Source organism: Pseudomonas sp. GD03862 (assembly GCF_029840855.1).
Taxonomy (GTDB): Bacteria; Pseudomonadota; Gammaproteobacteria; order Pseudomonadales; family Pseudomonadaceae; genus Aquipseudomonas; species Aquipseudomonas alloputida.
Genome location: NZ_JAOCDI010000022.1, coordinates 1 through 15,164, shown reverse-complemented (window position 1 = coordinate 15,164; position 15,164 = coordinate 1). Strand labels below are relative to the sequence as shown.

Here is a 15,164-nt window from a genome sequence, read left to right as displayed (position 1 = left end):
ATTCATGTCACTGCCACCCCGTAACAAGCCGCGCCGCCCTCAGGCGCGGCCTGCCGCCGGCCCGCGTCGCCAGGCCAAGGCGCCACCCGCCGAGCCGCGCCTGATCCTGTTCAATAAACCGTTCGACGTGCTGACCCAGTTCAGCGACGGTGAAGGGCGCGCGACGCTCAAGGACTTCATCGACATTCCGGGCGTATACCCGGCCGGGCGGCTGGACCGCGACAGCGAAGGCTTGCTGTTGCTGACCAACGATGGCGGGTTGCAGGCGCGGATTGCCGATCCGAAGCACAAGCTGGCCAAGACCTACTGGGTGCAGGTGGAGGGTGAGCCGAGTGACGAGCAGTTGCAGCGCTTGCGTGATGGCGTGGAGCTGAACGATGGGCCGACCTTGCCGGCTGAGGCGCGGCGCCTGGAAGAACCCGAGCTGTGGCCGCGCAACCCGCCGGTACGCTTTCGCAAAAGTGTGCCGACCAGCTGGCTGGAGCTGGTGATTCGCGAAGGGCGTAACCGCCAGGTGCGGCGGATGACGGCAGCAGTGGGCTTGCCGACCTTGCGCCTGGTGCGCGTGCGGATTGGTGACTGGGCGCTGGATGGGCTGGAGCAGGGTTGCTGGCGGGAGGTCCCTGCCAGGCTTTAGTTCAGGTCAGGGCCTGTTCGCGGGCCCGCCCGCTCCCACAGGGACGGTGCAGTACTTGAAGGCAGCGCCCAACTTGTGGGAGCGGGCGTGCCCGCGAATGGCCCTGAAATGTTTTATACGCCTTCCAGAAACCCCACCACCACGCTTTTGATGATGAAGGCCAGCACCCCCAGGCCCAGCACGAAGAACAGGATCAGCGTCCCGAACTTGCCCGCCTTGGACTTTTTTGCCAGGTCCCAGACGATGAAGCCCATGAAACCGATCAACACGGTGACCAGAATGATCATCATCCATTCTTCGAATACGGCGGGATCCATCGGTGTTCTCCAGGCGGGTTGAGCGTCCGATTATACGTCGGCTGGGTAAGCAATTAACGTAGGTGGGTCAATGGCAGCTCGGTGCTGGCCAGTACCTGGTTGAGCACGAAGCTCGAGCGCACGCTGGTGACGCCTTCGATACGGGTCAGGCTGCCTAGAAGCAGTTTCTGGTAGTGGTCCATGTCCGGCACCACCACTTTCAACTGATAGTCGGCATCCATGCCGGTGACCAGACTGCATTCGAGCACCTGTGGCAGGTTGCGGATGGCGGCCTCGAATGTTTCAAAGCGCTCCGGGGTGTGGCGGTCCATGCCTATCAACACATAGGCGGTCAGGCTCAGGCCCAGCTTCTTGCGGTCGAGCAGGGCCACCTGGCGGGAGATGTAGCCGTCGTCCTCCAGTTGCTTGACCCGACGCGAGCATGGCGATGGCGACAGGCCGATGCGTTCGGCCAGTTCCTGGTTGGAAATGCGCGCATCGCGCTGCAATTCGGCGAGGATGCTCAGGTCGTAGCGGTCAAGTTTGCTCATGGCATTTGCCTTTTCTGTTCGGATTGCTGCGAATTATCAATCCAGGGTGAAAAATTGCGCAAGTGCTATTTATCTGAGCAATCTTCGCAATCCTCTGTCGCAACCCGTCCGGTATCTTTATCACCAGAATCACTGCCCGGACATCAGTCCACGGCGACGCGCCCTAGGCGGGCGGTCGCGGCCAGCCATCCAACAGGATCTGCAGGCCCCCGGGCTACACACCCTCCAGAAGACGGTGTGAGGTGAGCCGGCGCCACAAGTGCCGAGCACGGACGACAATTCCTGAAGGGAGGCCCTGTGGCCTCCCTTTTTTCATATCGGGAATTTTAATTGGCCTGTGGGGTGGGCACGGTAGACTGGCGTTGGTTGCAGTTTTTTCTACCGAGAGGAACACCATGACGTCGCGCATCTGGCAGTTGGCAGGTGTTGGTTTACTGGGTTTGAGCATCAGCCTTGGGGCCTTGGCTGAAGGGCCCGGCGAGGGGCACGGTGAACGTGGCCAGCAGGTGCAAGGTGAGGGTGGACCGGGGCGCTCGCTCAACTCGCGCGACGAAGTGCGCCAGACCCAACCGCCGCGCCAGGGGTATTACCAGGACATCCCCCGCCGCCACGGTGAAGATCACCACTGGCAAACCGGTGGCCCGGGGCAACGGCCCGGTGGCGACTGGCTGGGGCGCCCGGATGGCCATGGCAATGGCTGGGGGCCTGGGCCGCAGTATCGCCCAGGGCACACGGTGGATCATTTTCCTGAGCGCTACTGGAAAGTACCCTACCGGGGCGCTGACTATTTCTACTCGGGGGGTTACTGGTACCGCCCGCACGGGGGCAGTTACATCGTGGTGACCCCGCCGTACGGCGTGCGGGTCAATTACCTGCCGCCTTATGCGCGGGAAGTGTGGTTGGGTGGTGCGCTGTTCTTTCTGGTGGCCGATACCTATTACCAGTACCTGGCAGACAGCCAGGAATATGTGGTGGTCAATCCGCCGGTCGGCGTGCCGTCGCCCGTGCCGGTGGCCCCGGCAAATGGCGGGTATGACGTGGTGGCTTATCCGATGTATGGCCAGGGTCAGGAACAGCAGGAGCAGGACCGCTACCAGTGCCATCGCTGGGCGGTGAGCCAATCGGGCTTCGACCCGGCGACGGCGACGTACGCACCGGCGGCCACTGTGCTCAGCCACTACCAGCGGGCGCTGGGGGCCTGTTTCAGTGGTCGGGGTTACAGCATCAACTGAACCCTGCAGGGGTAGGGATTAATTACCTCATACCGGGTCGGCGTGCACCATCACGTCTGCCTGTGGGTAACGCTGGCGGATCACCCGCGAGGCTTCCACGCACAAGCTATGCGCCTCATGCAGCGGCAGTTGCCCCGGCAGTTCCAGGTGCAGTTGCACAAACCACTGGTTGCCCGACACGCGCGTGCGCAGGTCATGCACGCCTTTCACGCCTGCAACGGCCAGCACCAGCGCGGTCATGTCCTCGCCAACATCGCCGGGTAAGGCCTTGTCCATCAGGATCGCCGTACTTTCGCGGGCAATCTGCAACGCACTCCAGAGGATGTAAAAGGCGATGCCCAGGCCGAACAGCGCATCCAGCTGTGGCCAGCCAAAACGCGTCAGCAACAGGGCCAGCAGAATGCTGCCGTTGAGCAACAAGTCAGAACGGTAGTGCAGGGAATCTGCCCGTACCGCAGTGGAGCCGGTGAGCCGGATGACCTTGTACTGCAGCGCCAGCAGGGCGACCGTCAGCACCAGCGACAGCAGCATCACCGCGATACCGATGGAGGTATCACCCAGCGGTTGCGGGGTGTACAGGCGCTCGACCGCCTGCACACCGATCAGCACCGCACTGCCACCGATGAACAGCGCCTGAGCCATACCGGCCAAGGCCTCGGCCTTGCCATGGCCGAACCGGTGATCGTCGTCGGCCGGGCGCAGGGCGTAGTGCACCGCCAGCAGGTTGAGGAACGAGGCCACGGCGTCCAGTGCCGAGTCGGTCAGCCCGGCCAGCAGGCTCACCGACCCGCTCAGCCACCAGGCCAGCGCCTTGCTCAGCACCAGGATGCTGGCCACCACCAGGGACGCGCGCGTGGCCAGGCGGAGCAGGCGCTGGTGTTCAGCCGGGGTAGTGATCATCCGTGGTCAGTGTCCTTGTGGCTCAGGCTGCCGGGACCAGACCGAGGCTGGCCAGTTGTTCGATGCTGCCGCGGTGCTGGATCAGCCGTGGGTCGCTCAGCGGCAGGCGCTGGCCCAGTTCGCTTTCCAGAATGGCCTGCAACTTCAGGTTGTCGACCTTGCCATCGGGGCTGACGGCTTCCTGCAGTTTGGCCGGGTCAACCTGGGCAGTGCGGCCACCTGGGTAGTAAATGGCGCCGGTGGCAAAGTCGATGCCGAAGGCAATGAGCCCCGGGATCACGTAGAACAGGATACCGATGGCATCCATTGCAGCAACCACAGGGTCGATCTTGCCGCCGATCTGGCCGCGCCGGTCCGGGTAGAAAATGGTGCCGCAGGCCGTCAGTTGAGTCAGCAGGGTGGCGATGAGGGCGCCACCGATGACGCGGGTCGAGATGCGCATGTAAATCTCCGAGAAGGTGTTCAGCAGGACAAGCGAAGCGCCTGCACCTGATGTTAAGACCATGATAGAGCAGGCTGGGTTCGCCGTTATACTCGCGACACTGTTCGAGGACCACCATGATTTCATTACCCATTGATGCTGCCTTGCCCGCCCTGCGCCAGGCTCTGGAGAACCGTCACGAAGTGGTGCTTGAAGCGCCGCCCGGCGCTGGCAAGACCACCCGCGTACCACTGGCGCTGCTGCACGAATCGTGGCTGGCCGGGCAGACCATCCTCATGCTCGAGCCTCGGCGCCTGGCTGCGCGGGCTGCGGCCGAGCGGCTGGCCAGTGAGCTGGGCGAGCAGGTTGGGGAAACCGTGGGTTACCGCATCCGCCTGGACAGCAAGGTCGGGCCGAAAACCCGTATCGAAGTGGTGACCGAAGGCATCCTCACACGCCGCCTGCAAGCCGACCCGGCGCTGGAAGGTGTGGGCCTGCTGATCTTCGACGAATTTCACGAGCGCAGCCTGGATGCCGATCTCGCACTTGCGCTGAGCCTTAACGGCCGCGAGTTGCTGCGTGACGACCCGCCACTGAAGATTCTGCTGATGTCCGCGACCCTGGAAGGCGAGCGCCTGTCGCGGTTGCTGGACGATGCCCCGGTGGTCAGCAGCGAAGGCCGCATGCATCCGGTGGATATCCGCTGGGGGCGGCAGTTTCAGCCAGGCGAGTTCATCGAGCCACGGGTGGTGGACTGCGTGCTGCATGCGCTGGCTGACCAGGCCGGCAGCGTGCTGGTGTTCCTGCCTGGGCAAGCCGAGATCCGCCGGGTTCACCAAAGCCTTCAGGAGGCGCTGGGGACGCGCCCCGAGATTCTGCTGTGCCCGCTGCATGGCGAGCTCGACCTCAATGCCCAGCGCGCCGCTATCGACCCGCCGGCCAAGGGCCTGCGCAAGGTGGTGCTGGCCACCAACATCGCCGAAACCAGCCTGACCATCGATGGCGTGCGCGTGGTGATCGACGCAGGCCTGGCCCGGGTGCCGCGCTTCGACCCCGGCAGCGGCATGACCCGCCTGGACACCCAGCGCATTTCCCGCGCCAGCGCCACCCAGCGCGCGGGGCGTGCCGGCCGCCTGGAGCCCGGCGTGTGCTACCGCCTTTGGTCCGAGGCCCAGCATGACCAGCTGGCCGCCCATGGCAGTGCCGAGATTCTCCAGGCCGACCTGGCCGGGCTGGCCCTGCAGCTGGCGCGCTGGGGTGTAACGCCCGAGCAGTTGCGCTGGCTCGATCAGCCACCGGCTGCAGCGTTCGCCCAGGCACAGGACCTGTTGGCGCGACTCAGCGCCTTCAAGCCGGGCAGCCGCGACACCCTCAGCGAACATGGCCAGGCCATGGCCGAACTGCCGGCTCACCCACGCATCGCGCACTTGTTGCTGCGCGGCCAGGACCTGGGCCTGGCACAGATGGCATGCGATGTGGCTGCACTGCTGGGGGAGCGGGACATTCAGCGTGGCGGTGGTGCCGACTTGCACAGCCGGCTTGCGTTGGTCAGCGGTGAGAGCAAGGCAGCGCGTGGCGGCCAGGGTGGTGTGCAGCGTGCTCGTCAGCTGGCCCGGCAATACCGTGGCCTGTTGCGTGGCAAGGTCGGTGCGCCGGTCGCCGACCCGGACCACCCACGCTGGCTGGGCGCCCTGTTGGCGCTGGCCTACCCTGACCGGGTCGCCCAGCAGCGCCGGGCGGGTGGGGCGGAGTATCGGCTGGCCAACGGCCGTGCGGCCCTGTTTGGCGAAGTCGATGCATTGATGAAGTGCCCATGGCTGGTGATCGCCGACCTGGGTAGCCGCCAGGGGCAGCGTGAGGAGCGGATCTATCTGGCAGCCGAATTCGATCCGGCGTTGCTCGAGGGTGTACTGGCCGAGCAGGTCGAGCGGGTCGATATCCTCGATTGGGACGAGCGCGAGCAGGTGTTGCGCGCCGAGCGCCAGGTGAAGGTTGGCGAACTGGTCCTCAGCCGTGAGCCGCTGCCCAGGCTGGATGACGAAGCCAGGGCCCGGGCGCTGCTTGGCCTGGTCCGGCGCAAAGGTTTGAACCTGCTGACTTGGACGCCGGAACTGCGGCAATGGCAGGCACGTGTGGCGCTGCTGCGTCAGCTCGACCTGCAGAAGGATGGCCACAGCGAATGGCCTGACCTGGGGGACGAGGCCCTGCTGGCCAGCCTGGAAGACTGGTTACAGCCTTACCTGAGCAAAGTATCGCGCCTCAGCCACTTTGCCGCGCTGGACTTGCCGTCGATGCTGCGCAACCTGCTGCCCTGGCCGCTGCCGCAACGCCTGGAAGAACAGGCCCCGGCGCATTTGGCCGTGCCGTCCGGCTCGAACATCCGCCTGGATTACAGCGAAACCCCGCCGATTCTCGCCGTGCGTCTGCAAGAACTGTTCGGCCTTGCCGACACCCCGCGCATCGCCAATGGCCGGCAGCAGGTCAAGCTGCACCTGCTGTCACCGGCGCGTCGGCCGGTGCAGGTGACCCAGGACCTGGCCAGTTTCTGGCGCACGACCTATGCCGAGGTGAAGAAAGACCTGAAAGGGCGATATCCGAAGCACTACTGGCCGGACGACCCTCTGGTGGCCGAGGCTACCGCCAGGGCCAAGCCGAGAGGGAGCTGATGCACACCACCGAGTGCGGCAGGCCGAAAAAATCATGCGCTGGCCACAACGTGTCAGTGGTCGTGCCATTCATCGTATTGCACCCGCCAGTGCAGCTCGATCTGCCTGCCTCAATAGGAACGTGATCACTTCGCCTTCCTCGACGTTGAGCCAGGCTACCCACTCTCCACTCCTGTGCGGCGTATCCGTGAGGGCGCCGACCCTGTAGCCCCGCTGGTCGCGCAGATGGCAGACAAGGCCTTCATCTGTCAGCGCCAGCGGCTCGATTTTCCAGTATTCGCTAACGTCTGCATGCCAGTAGAAGCCCAGATAGCCATTGCGGCTGACCCCTAGTTTCTTGGTCTCCGGGCGCCCTGGCATGCTGATGCGGTAGTGCAGGCGATCGTTGGTCCGCGAGTGGTAATGAAAGTCCATCACCGGCGAGTCCTGCCTTCCCCCCGCCTGCAACCAGTCATCCTCAGGGGTAATACCCCAGCCGAACTTGTCTGTACTGCGGCTGAGGCGTAGCGGGATGTCCCGGTCTACGGTGCGCATGTACAGCTTGCCGCGAAAAGACCTGGCGTACCCGGCCTGAATGGTTTCGTTCATGGTGCACTCCTTGAATAGCATTGAGGATGTGCACTCTGGCGCCAGGGCTGGGCAGCCGGCAGGCCGAAAACATTCCCCGGTGGCCTCAGGTGCGGGCTTCACCTTCCAGCAACATGAACAGGCGGTACAGCACCACGGTGCTGAACAGCTGCAGGAAGCCGCTGAGGCTGTCCATGGCCAGTTCCATCCCAGGTGATGGCTCGGGGAAGGCCATCAACAGCAGCCCGTCGATGAGCCAGATCGGTGCCAGCACGCCTAAGACGCAGATCATGATGCGCATGAAATGCCCGGTGGTCATGCTTGCGCTTTCGCGCATCGCCTGCACCACCGGCCGGCCGCGCAGCACCAGTAGGTACTCGGCGAACACCAGGTTGATCATGATCCACACCCCCGGGAAGATGAACAGCGCCAGGCCGGCCATGATCAGTAGCGAGCTGATCAGGATTAGGAGGGCCAGTTGCGGCCACAGTTGAAGGGCGCGGGCGAACAGGTCGCGCTTGGCGATTTCCTGGCCGTTGCTGCGTGTGTCCAGGTACAAGATCAGGGCTGCGCTGTACAGCGGGTAGAACAACAGGCTGACCAGCATGCCGTAGGCCGGTGATGCCTGGTCGCCCAGCTGCCGGTCCAGCAATTGGGTGAGCAGGGCTTCCACCACCACCAGCGGCAGGCACAGCTGGAGGATGTTTGGCAGGTGACGGCGGAAGAAGTACAGGGAGTCGCGCAGAACGCTCAGCGGATTCATCAGTCAACATCGCATGGCAGTAAAAACAGGGGCCTAACTTTAGCCCAAAGCAGGCCTGGAGCTGTCACTTGCTGAAAAAAGTTTCACCGCAGCAGTGATTGAATCCCGCGCCTGTACGCCCCATCTTTGACGCTGTCCGATGTCCCGCTACCCCACGAGGTCGCCCCATGAACACTGAAGAACAAACCCTGATCGACGGCCTGTTCGGCCGCCTCAAGCAAGCCGAAGACCCGAGCCAGCCGCGTGACGCGCAAGCCCAGGCGTGCATCGAGCAGCACGTGCGTCAGCAACCGGCGGCGCCTTACTACATGGCCCAGGCGATTTTGGTACAGGAGGCCGCGATCAAGCGCCTCGACGAACAGAACAAGCAGCTGCAAGCCGAGCTGCAGCAGGCCCGTGCCCAGGCTCAGGCGGCACAAGCCGCCAGCAGTGCGCCGAGCAATGGCGGGGGTGGCTTCTTGTCCAGCATCTTTGGTTCGGGTGGGCGCAACGCAGCACCGGCGGTGCAGCCACAGCGTCCTTCGGTGCCCCCTGTAGCGTCCGGTGGTGGCTGGCGCGAGCCGTCGGCACCTAGTTTCGCCCAACCTCAGGCGCCGCAGCCTGGCTATGGCGCCGCGCCTGCGCGCAGTGGGGCCAGCAGCTTCCTTGGTGGGGCCATGCAGACCGCCGCCGGTGTGGCCGGTGGTGTGCTGCTGGCGCAGGGTATCAGCAGCCTGTTCAACCACAACTCGCAACCGGAGGAAGTGGTCGAGGTCATCAAGGAAGAGCCGGTGCCAGCCAGCGACAGTGGCGGCTGGAACGACCAGGGCGGGCAGCAGCAAGTGGCTGACAACGGTGGCTGGGGCAGTGACCAGGGTGGATACGCCGACGGTGGTTTTGGCAGCGATGACGGCGGGTTCTTCTCGGACGACGATTCTTACGTCTGACAGGTCTGGCATACTGCTGGCATTTCCGGGGGCGCTTTGCGCCCCTTCGCGGGCACGCCCGCTCCCACAGGTGTACGCGCGATACCTGTGGGAGCGGGCGTGCCCGCGAAGGGCTGCGCAGCAGCCCCCCGGCACTCCAGGCCAAAAATGAGGTTCCCAGGTGAAAAAGATCGCGCTGTTCGCCGATGTGCAGAACCTCTATTACACCGTGCGCCAGGCCCACGGCTGCCATTTCAACTACACCGCCCTGTGGGCCGATGTCAGCCGCGAAGGCCAGATCGTCGAGGCCGTGGCCTATGCCATCGACCGTGGCGACAGCAAACAACAGCAGTTCCAGCAGATCTTGCGCAACCTCGGTTTCGATGTGCGCCTCAAACCCTTCATCCAGCGCAGCGATGGCTCGGCCAAAGGTGACTGGGATGTGGGCATTACCCTGGATGTGATCGACGCGGCCAGCCGGGTCGACCAGGTGGTGCTGGCCTCCGGCGACGGTGATTTCGACCTGCTGCTGGAGCGGGTAATCCAGCGCCATGGCACCGAAGCGGTGGTGTATGGCGTGCCGGGGCTGACGGCGTTGTCACTGATCCGTGCTGCCACCCGCTACGTGCCCATCGAAGGCGCGCTGTTGCTCAAACACTAAGGTCTTTTCATGGAACGTATCGCTGTCATCGACTTTGAAACCACCGGCATTTCCCCCGGTACCGGCTGCCGTGCCACCGAGGTCGCGGTGGTAATGCTTGAGGGTGGGCGCATTGTCGAGCGCTACCAGAGCCTGATGAATGCCGGCGTGCCGGTGCCGGCCTTCGTCGCAGGGCTGACCGGCATCACCACCGCCATGCTGCGCAGTGCGCCGCCGGTGGAGAAAGTGATGAACGAGGTGGCCGAGTTCGTCGGCGGCACCCCATTGTTGGCGCACAACGCTGCTTTCGACCAGAAGTTCTGGGACTACGAGCTGGGCCGTATTGGCCGCAGCCGCAGCCAGCCCTTCGCGTGTTCCCTGTTGCTGTCACGGCGTCTGCTGCCCGCCGCGCCGAACCACAAGCTGGGCACTTTGACACGCTGGGCTGGGTTGCCGGACACGGGGACTGCGCACCGGGCCATGGCCGATGCCGAAATGGCCGCCAACCTGCTGCAGCATCTGGCGGGTGTGTTGCGCCAGGACCATGGGGTTCAGCAACTGTCGCACGAGCTGCTTTGCCGGCTGCAGAAAACCCCGGCTGCGAAGCTGCGCGAAGCGCTGGCCAAGTACTGCAGGGATTAGCCAGTGAACGTCGGGGGGAGGGTCGCCTACGTCGAACGCACCAGAATTGTGCCGCTCAATTGAACCCGTTCTGTAACGTCCCTTCACCCAGGCAGGCCGTTAAACTGAGGCACCCGTAAACGGATTTCGAGTTTCCCCCATGCCTGCCTCCCGTCGTTTCCCGCTGCTGCTGATTGGCGCCTTCCTGGCCCTGTATCTGGTCTGGGGTTCCACTTACCTGTTCATTCGCATCGGCGTCGAGAGCTGGCCTCCGATGCTCATGGCCGGTGTGCGCTTCCTGATCGCCGGTGGCCTGCTGTACGGCTTCCTGCGTTGGCGCGGCGTGCCGGCACCTACCTGGCCGCAATGGCGGGCGGCAGGAGCGATCGGTTTCTTGTTGCTCAGCTGTGGCAACGGCGGGGTGACCGTGGCCGAGCATGCCGGCGTGGCTTCGGGCGTGGCGGCTTTGGCGGTGGCGACGGTGCCGCTGTTCACCTTGCTGTTCGGCCTGTTGTTCGGGCACCGCAATTCGAAGCTAGAGTGGGCGGGGATAGCCCTTGGGCTGGTGGGCATCGGCCTGCTGAACCTGGGCTCCAATCTGCAGGCAAGCCCGATAGGTGCGGCGCTGATCATCTTCGCGGCGGCGTCCTGGGCGTTTGGCTCGGTGTGGAGCAAGACCTTGCCGCTGCCCCAGGGGCCGATGGCCAGCGCAGCGGAAATGCTGGTCGGGGGTGCGGTGCTGTTGCTGGGCAGTGTGCTATCGGGCGAACGCATGACACAGCTGCCGACCGCCGCTGGCTGGGGGGCGCTGGCCTACCTGGTGTTCTTCGGTTCGATCCTGGCGTTCAGTGCCTACATGTACCTGCTCAAGCACGTGCGCCCGGCAGCGGCCACCAGCTACGCTTACGTCAACCCGGCGGTGGCGGTGCTGCTGGGGATCGTCTTTGCCGGTGAGCAGATTGGCGCTGAAGAGTGTGTGGCGATGGCAGTGATCATCGGTGCGGTGGTGCTGATCGGCCTGCCGCAGTGGCGCAAGGCGCCTGAACCTGTGCAACCGTTGAAAGGTGAAATCTGCAAGTAGGCAGGGGCGATGCGGTAAACTTGCCGCCTTCGCTGAACCCCCTGACGGTATTGCCATGAATTTCGCCAAACTCGGCCTGATCGAACCGCTGCTGCGTACGTTGCAGCAACTGGACTACACCACCCCAACCCCGGTGCAGGCCAAAGCCATCCCCGCCGTGCTGGCCGGCCGCGACCTGATGGCCGCAGCCCAGACCGGTACCGGCAAGACCGCAGGCTTTGCCCTGCCTGTGCTGCAGCGCCTGGCGCTGGAGGGCGAGAAGGTGGCCAGCAACTCGATCCGCGCCTTGGTGCTGGTACCCACTCGCGAGCTGGCCGAGCAGGTGCACAACAACGTGCGCGAATACGCCGAGAACCTGCCGCTGAGTACTTACGCGGTGTATGGCGGGGTCAGTATCAACCCACAGATGATGCGCCTGCGCCGGGGTGTCGACCTGCTGGTGGCTACCCCTGGCCGCTTGCTCGACCTGTTCCGGCAGAACGCCGTGAAGTTCAACCAGGTGCAGACCCTGGTGCTGGATGAAGCCGACCGCATGCTTGACCTGGGCTTTGCCGAAGAACTGCAGTCGGTGTATGCGGCACTGCCGCGCAAGCGCCAGACGCTGCTGTTTTCCGCCACCTTTTCCGATCAGATTCGCATGCTGGCGGGGCTGGCGCTGAATGACCCACTCAGTATCGAAGTGAGCCCGCGCAACGCCACGGCCACCAGCGTCAAGCAGTGGCTGGTGCCTGTGGACAAGAAGCGCAAGGCCGACCTGTTCTGCCACCTGCTGCGCAAGCAGCGCTGGAAGCAGGTGCTGGTGTTCGCCAAGACCCGCAATGGCGTCGATCAGTTGGTGGAGCGCTTGCTGGCTGAAGGCGTGAATGCCGACGGCATCCACGGTGATCGCCCACAGGCGACCCGCCAGCGTGCGCTGGACAGCTTCAAGGCCCGTGAGGTGCAAGTGCTGGTGGCGACCGATGTGGCGGCCCGTGGCCTGGATATCGATGACTTGCCGCTGGTCGTCAACCTCGACCTGCCGATCGTTGCCGAAGACTACGTGCACCGCATCGGGCGTACCGGGCGGGCGGGCAACAAGGGCGAGGCGATTTCGCTGGTGTGTGCGGATGAAGTGCAACTGCTGGCGGCTATCGAGGTGCTGACCCGGCAGACCCTGCCGCGTCATGAAGAGCCGGATTTCATCCCCGAGCACCGGGTGCCGATGACCGATGCCAGTGGGCAGGTTATCAAGAAACCGAAGAAGCCCAAGAAGCCGAAAGAAAACAGCGCCAAGCGCGGGCTGGGGCGCTGGATGGACAGCAGTGAAGCTGGCAGTGCGGAGCCAGCGGTGAAGGCTGTGCGCAAGGTGCCGAGCTTCAATGGTGGGCCGCGCAAGCGCAGGCCTTGAGGTTTTGGGGCCGCTTTGCGGCCCTTTCGCGACGCAAGGCCGCTCCCACATGGGCTGCACAATCTGGATTGACGCAGTACTTGTGGAAGCCGCCCCGGCAAGCTGTCAGGAAGCCCGCACCCAATCTGCCGCTGCCCGCCCGGCGCGCAAGCCGCTGGCAAAGCACGCCGTGAGCAGATACCCCCCGGTCGGCGCCTCCCAGTCCAGCATCTCGCCGGCACAGAACACCCCCGGCATGCCCTTGACCATCAACCCCTCATCCAGGCCCTCGAAGCGTACTCCGCCGGCGCTGCTGATCGCTTCATCCAGCGGCCGCGTGCGTACCAGGGTGATGGGCAATGCCTTGATGGCCCGAGCCAAAGCATCTACGTCGGCAAAGGTCACCTGATCGGTCAGTTCGCGCAGCAGTGCGGCCTTGACCCCATCAATCCCCAGCTGGCTGTGCAGGTGCTTGGCCATGGAGCGTGAACCGCGCGGTTTGGCCAGTGCCAGGGCAATCTTGTCCACAGGCTTGTCCGGCAGCAGGTCGAGCAACAACACCCCGCGGCCTTCACGGTGGATGGCCTCGCGTACCGGTGCCGACCAGGCATACACCAGGCTGCCTTCCACACCTTGGGCGGTGAGGATGAACTCGCCCTTGCGCGCTGGGCTGCCCGGGACGCTGAGGGCGATGTTCTTCAGCGGTGCGCCCGCGAACTTGTCCTTGAGCAGCGCGCTCCAGCCCTCTACTTCAAAACCGCAGTTGCTCGGCTGCAAAGGCGAGATATCCACAGCCCGTTCTGCCAGCAGCGGTTGCCAGCTGCCGTCAGAACCCAAGCGCGCCCAGCTGGCGCCACCCAGCGCCAGCACCACGACCGAGGCTTTCACCTGCCGTTCGCCCTGTGGATAAGCAATTCGCAAGCTGCCATCGGTGTTCCAGCCCAGCCAGCGATGGCGGGTGTGGATAACTACCCCGTTGTCGCGCAGGCGCTTGAGCCAGGCACGCAGCAACGGTGCGGCTTTCATGTCGGTGGGGAACACCCGGCCCGAGGTGCCGACGAAGGTTTCGATGCCCAAACCATGAATCCACTGGCGCAACGCGTCCGCATCGAAGTCGCGTAGCAAGGCCCCGATTTCGCCCTGGCGTTCGGCATAGCGTGCCACGAACGCCGGGTAGGGCTCGGAATGGGTGATGTTCATGCCCCCGACACCCGCCAGCAGGAACTTGCGGCCCACTGAAGGCATGGCATCGAACACCTCGACCGCCAGGCCTGCCTTGGCCAGTACTTCGGCAGCCATCAGGCCGGCGGGGCCGCCACCGATGACGACAGCGGGGGGAGGGGATGCGGGGGTCAGATCAGGCATGGTGGGCAGCAGGCTGTGGAAAAGAGGCGCATTCTACCGCAGCGCTGCCCACGGAAGCACTGATCAAAAAATAGTCAGTGTCATGCAGGCCTTGCCAGTAAAGGGCTACAGCGCCTTTCGCGCAGGTTATCCACAAGCGGTTCCACAGTCATTGTGAACAACCTATGACACGTGCCGCGCTGTGGTGAAGGATGCCGTGGCGTCTGGCCAAGGCTGTGCGGTCCTTGCTGTAGCCTCCGCCGATCACGCCCATCACCGGGATATCGCGGCCCAGGCAGTGGCGCAGCACGGCTTCGTCACGGGCGGCAACGCCTGCGTCAGTCAGCTGCAGGTAGCCCAGGGCGTCGTCCTTGTGCACATCGACACCGGCGTCATACAGCACCAGGTCGGGTTGATAAAGCGGCAGCAGGTAGTTGAGGGCGTCGTCCACCACCTTCAGGTAGGCAGTGTCGCCCATGCCTCGGGGCAGGGGGATGTCCCAGTCGCTTTGTGCCTTGCGGGCGGGGAAGTTCTGCTCGCAGTGCAGCGACACGGTGATGGCCTCGGGCGTGTCGTGCAGGATGCGCGCGGTGCCGTCACCCTGGTGCACGTCGCAGTCGAAGATCAGCACCCGGTGTACCCGGCCTGCTTCCAGCAGGTAGCGGCTGATGACCGCCAGGTCGTTGAAAATGCAGAAGCCGGCGGGGTGGTCGTAATGGGCGTGATGGGTGCCACCGGCGAGGTGACAGGCGATGCCGTGCTGCAACGCCATCTCGGCAGTCAGCAGTGAGCCGCCGACGGCGCGCACGGTACGCCGGGCCAGGGCCTCGCTCCAGGGCAGGCCGAGGCGGCGCTGGTCCTCGCGCGACAGCTCGCCGTTCATGTAGCGCTCAATGTAGCTGCGGTCATGGGCCAGGGCGAGGATGTCGTTGGGGCAGATGTCCGGGCGCAGCAGGGCCTGGTCGGTGGTCAGCCCGCTGCCGACCAGGTGGTCGTGCAGCAGGCGGAACTTGTCCATCGGGAAGCGGTGTTCAGCGGGGAACTCCGGGCTGTAATCTTCGTGGTAGATCAGCGGCAACGGCATGGATGGGGTCGCAATCAGGGCCAGTGCTGATCTTGCCATGACGGGTGACTGCAATGGGAGTACCTGTTTCTTGCGCCGGTACCGGCCCTT

16 protein-coding genes are annotated in these 15,164 nt (G+C 64.4%); 8 read left to right on the top strand and 8 right to left on the bottom strand.

Going from position 1 to position 15,164, the window contains the following annotated elements:
• Nucleotides 1-4 precede the first annotated feature (4 nt).
• Entirely contained in the window at nt 5-637 is a 633-nt protein-coding gene (locus tag N5D53_RS15575; RefSeq protein ID WP_049586600.1) for a pseudouridine synthase, read from the top strand.
• 113 nt (nt 638-750) lie between these two features.
• Here N5D53_RS15575 and N5D53_RS15570 read toward each other — a convergent pair whose 3' ends face one another.
• Nucleotides 751-954, bottom strand: coding sequence for a DUF2788 domain-containing protein (locus tag N5D53_RS15570; RefSeq protein ID WP_003249787.1), 204 nt, complete (start codon nt 952-954; stop codon nt 751-753).
• Nucleotides 955-1,007: 53 nt separating this feature from the next.
• Nucleotides 1,008-1,484 carry an Lrp/AsnC family transcriptional regulator gene (locus tag N5D53_RS15565; protein WP_003249795.1) on the bottom strand — a complete coding sequence of 159 codons (477 nt, stop codon included), beginning with the start codon at nt 1,482-1,484 and terminating at the stop codon, nt 1,008-1,010.
• A gap of 395 nt (nt 1,485-1,879) precedes the next feature.
• On the opposite strand from N5D53_RS15565, the gene N5D53_RS15560 reads away from it, so the two are divergent.
• Complete coding sequence (locus tag N5D53_RS15560; protein WP_266022692.1) at nt 1,880-2,716, top strand: DUF6515 family protein; 837 nt, start codon at nt 1,880-1,882, stop codon at nt 2,714-2,716.
• Between the two features lie 27 nt (nt 2,717-2,743).
• Here the strand turns inward: N5D53_RS15560 and N5D53_RS15555 are convergent, their stop codons facing one another.
• On the bottom strand, nt 2,744-3,616 hold the full coding sequence (locus tag N5D53_RS15555) for a cation diffusion facilitator family transporter (protein ID WP_279840527.1): 873 nt from the start codon (nt 3,614-3,616) through the stop codon (nt 2,744-2,746).
• Nucleotides 3,617-3,638: 22 nt separating this feature from the next.
• Nucleotides 3,639-4,058 (bottom strand): polyribonucleotide nucleotidyltransferase, encoded by a 420-nt coding sequence (locus N5D53_RS15550; protein ID WP_190869920.1) that lies wholly within the window; start codon nt 4,056-4,058, stop codon nt 3,639-3,641.
• Between the two features lie 116 nt (nt 4,059-4,174).
• Here N5D53_RS15550 and hrpB point away from each other — a divergent pair, with 116 nt between their 5' ends.
• On the top strand, nt 4,175-6,703 hold the full coding sequence (gene hrpB / locus N5D53_RS15545; protein ID WP_279840526.1) for an ATP-dependent helicase HrpB: 2,529 nt from the start codon (nt 4,175-4,177) through the stop codon (nt 6,701-6,703).
• A gap of 69 nt (nt 6,704-6,772) precedes the next feature.
• Here hrpB and N5D53_RS15540 read toward each other — a convergent pair whose 3' ends face one another.
• Entirely contained in the window at nt 6,773-7,291 is a 519-nt protein-coding gene (locus N5D53_RS15540; protein ID WP_190869952.1) for a hypothetical protein, read from the bottom strand.
• A gap of 85 nt (nt 7,292-7,376) precedes the next feature.
• Complete coding sequence (locus N5D53_RS15535) at nt 7,377-8,033, bottom strand: YciC family protein (protein WP_019438909.1); 657 nt, start codon at nt 8,031-8,033, stop codon at nt 7,377-7,379.
• A 167-nt stretch (nt 8,034-8,200) separates the two neighbouring features.
• Between N5D53_RS15535 and N5D53_RS15530 the strand changes: the two genes are divergently transcribed.
• The 5 genes from N5D53_RS15530 (at nt 8,201) to N5D53_RS15510 (ending at nt 12,667) form a co-directional block, all read left to right on the top strand.
• The gene (locus N5D53_RS15530; RefSeq protein ID WP_190869953.1) at nt 8,201-8,959 is read left to right on the top strand and encodes a DUF2076 domain-containing protein; all 759 of its coding nucleotides are present in this window, start codon (nt 8,201-8,203) and stop codon (nt 8,957-8,959) included.
• Nucleotides 8,960-9,119: 160 nt separating this feature from the next.
• Complete coding sequence (locus N5D53_RS15525; protein WP_004576858.1) at nt 9,120-9,599, top strand: NYN domain-containing protein; 480 nt, start codon at nt 9,120-9,122, stop codon at nt 9,597-9,599.
• A gap of 9 nt (nt 9,600-9,608) precedes the next feature.
• Entirely contained in the window at nt 9,609-10,220 is a 612-nt protein-coding gene (locus tag N5D53_RS15520) for a 3'-5' exonuclease (RefSeq protein WP_020192908.1), read from the top strand.
• Nucleotides 10,221-10,359: 139 nt separating this feature from the next.
• Entirely contained in the window at nt 10,360-11,280 is a 921-nt protein-coding gene (gene yedA / locus N5D53_RS15515) for a drug/metabolite exporter YedA (RefSeq protein ID WP_004576856.1), read from the top strand.
• Between the two features lie 55 nt (nt 11,281-11,335).
• Nucleotides 11,336-12,667, top strand: a complete 1,332-nt coding sequence (locus N5D53_RS15510) for a DEAD/DEAH box helicase (protein ID WP_190869954.1) — start codon at nt 11,336-11,338, stop codon at nt 12,665-12,667.
• Between the two features lie 105 nt (nt 12,668-12,772).
• Here N5D53_RS15510 and N5D53_RS15505 read toward each other — a convergent pair whose 3' ends face one another.
• Nucleotides 12,773-14,011 (bottom strand): TIGR03862 family flavoprotein, encoded by a 1,239-nt coding sequence (locus N5D53_RS15505; protein ID WP_266022684.1) that lies wholly within the window; start codon nt 14,009-14,011, stop codon nt 12,773-12,775.
• A 148-nt stretch (nt 14,012-14,159) separates the two neighbouring features.
• Nucleotides 14,160-15,074 (bottom strand): histone deacetylase, encoded by a 915-nt coding sequence (locus N5D53_RS15500; protein ID WP_004576004.1) that lies wholly within the window; start codon nt 15,072-15,074, stop codon nt 14,160-14,162.
• Nucleotides 15,075-15,164 lie beyond the last annotated feature (90 nt).

What these genes read in the sequence shown, in the direction of transcription:
- N5D53_RS15575 (WP_049586600.1), top strand. Translation starts at nt 5, where the DNA reads ATGTCACTGCCACCCCGTAACAAGCCGCGCCGCCCTCAGGCGCGGCCT.
- N5D53_RS15570 (WP_003249787.1), bottom strand. Translation starts at nt 954, where the DNA reads ATGGATCCCGCCGTATTCGAAGAATGGATGATGATCATTCTGGTCACC.
- N5D53_RS15565 (WP_003249795.1), bottom strand. Translation starts at nt 1,484, where the DNA reads ATGAGCAAACTTGACCGCTACGACCTGAGCATCCTCGCCGAATTGCAG.
- N5D53_RS15560 (WP_266022692.1), top strand. Translation starts at nt 1,880, where the DNA reads ATGACGTCGCGCATCTGGCAGTTGGCAGGTGTTGGTTTACTGGGTTTG.
- N5D53_RS15555 (WP_279840527.1), bottom strand. Translation starts at nt 3,616, where the DNA reads ATGATCACTACCCCGGCTGAACACCAGCGCCTGCTCCGCCTGGCCACG.
- N5D53_RS15550 (WP_190869920.1), bottom strand. Translation starts at nt 4,058, where the DNA reads ATGCGCATCTCGACCCGCGTCATCGGTGGCGCCCTCATCGCCACCCTG.
- hrpB (WP_279840526.1), top strand. Translation starts at nt 4,175, where the DNA reads ATGATTTCATTACCCATTGATGCTGCCTTGCCCGCCCTGCGCCAGGCT.
- N5D53_RS15540 (WP_190869952.1), bottom strand. Translation starts at nt 7,291, where the DNA reads ATGAACGAAACCATTCAGGCCGGGTACGCCAGGTCTTTTCGCGGCAAG.
- N5D53_RS15535 (WP_019438909.1), bottom strand. Translation starts at nt 8,033, where the DNA reads ATGAATCCGCTGAGCGTTCTGCGCGACTCCCTGTACTTCTTCCGCCGT.
- N5D53_RS15530 (WP_190869953.1), top strand. Translation starts at nt 8,201, where the DNA reads ATGAACACTGAAGAACAAACCCTGATCGACGGCCTGTTCGGCCGCCTC.
- N5D53_RS15520 (WP_020192908.1), top strand. Translation starts at nt 9,609, where the DNA reads ATGGAACGTATCGCTGTCATCGACTTTGAAACCACCGGCATTTCCCCC.
- yedA (WP_004576856.1), top strand. Translation starts at nt 10,360, where the DNA reads ATGCCTGCCTCCCGTCGTTTCCCGCTGCTGCTGATTGGCGCCTTCCTG.
- N5D53_RS15510 (WP_190869954.1), top strand. Translation starts at nt 11,336, where the DNA reads ATGAATTTCGCCAAACTCGGCCTGATCGAACCGCTGCTGCGTACGTTG.
- N5D53_RS15505 (WP_266022684.1), bottom strand. Translation starts at nt 14,011, where the DNA reads ATGCCTGATCTGACCCCCGCATCCCCTCCCCCCGCTGTCGTCATCGGT.
- N5D53_RS15500 (WP_004576004.1), bottom strand. Translation starts at nt 15,074, where the DNA reads ATGCCGTTGCCGCTGATCTACCACGAAGATTACAGCCCGGAGTTCCCC.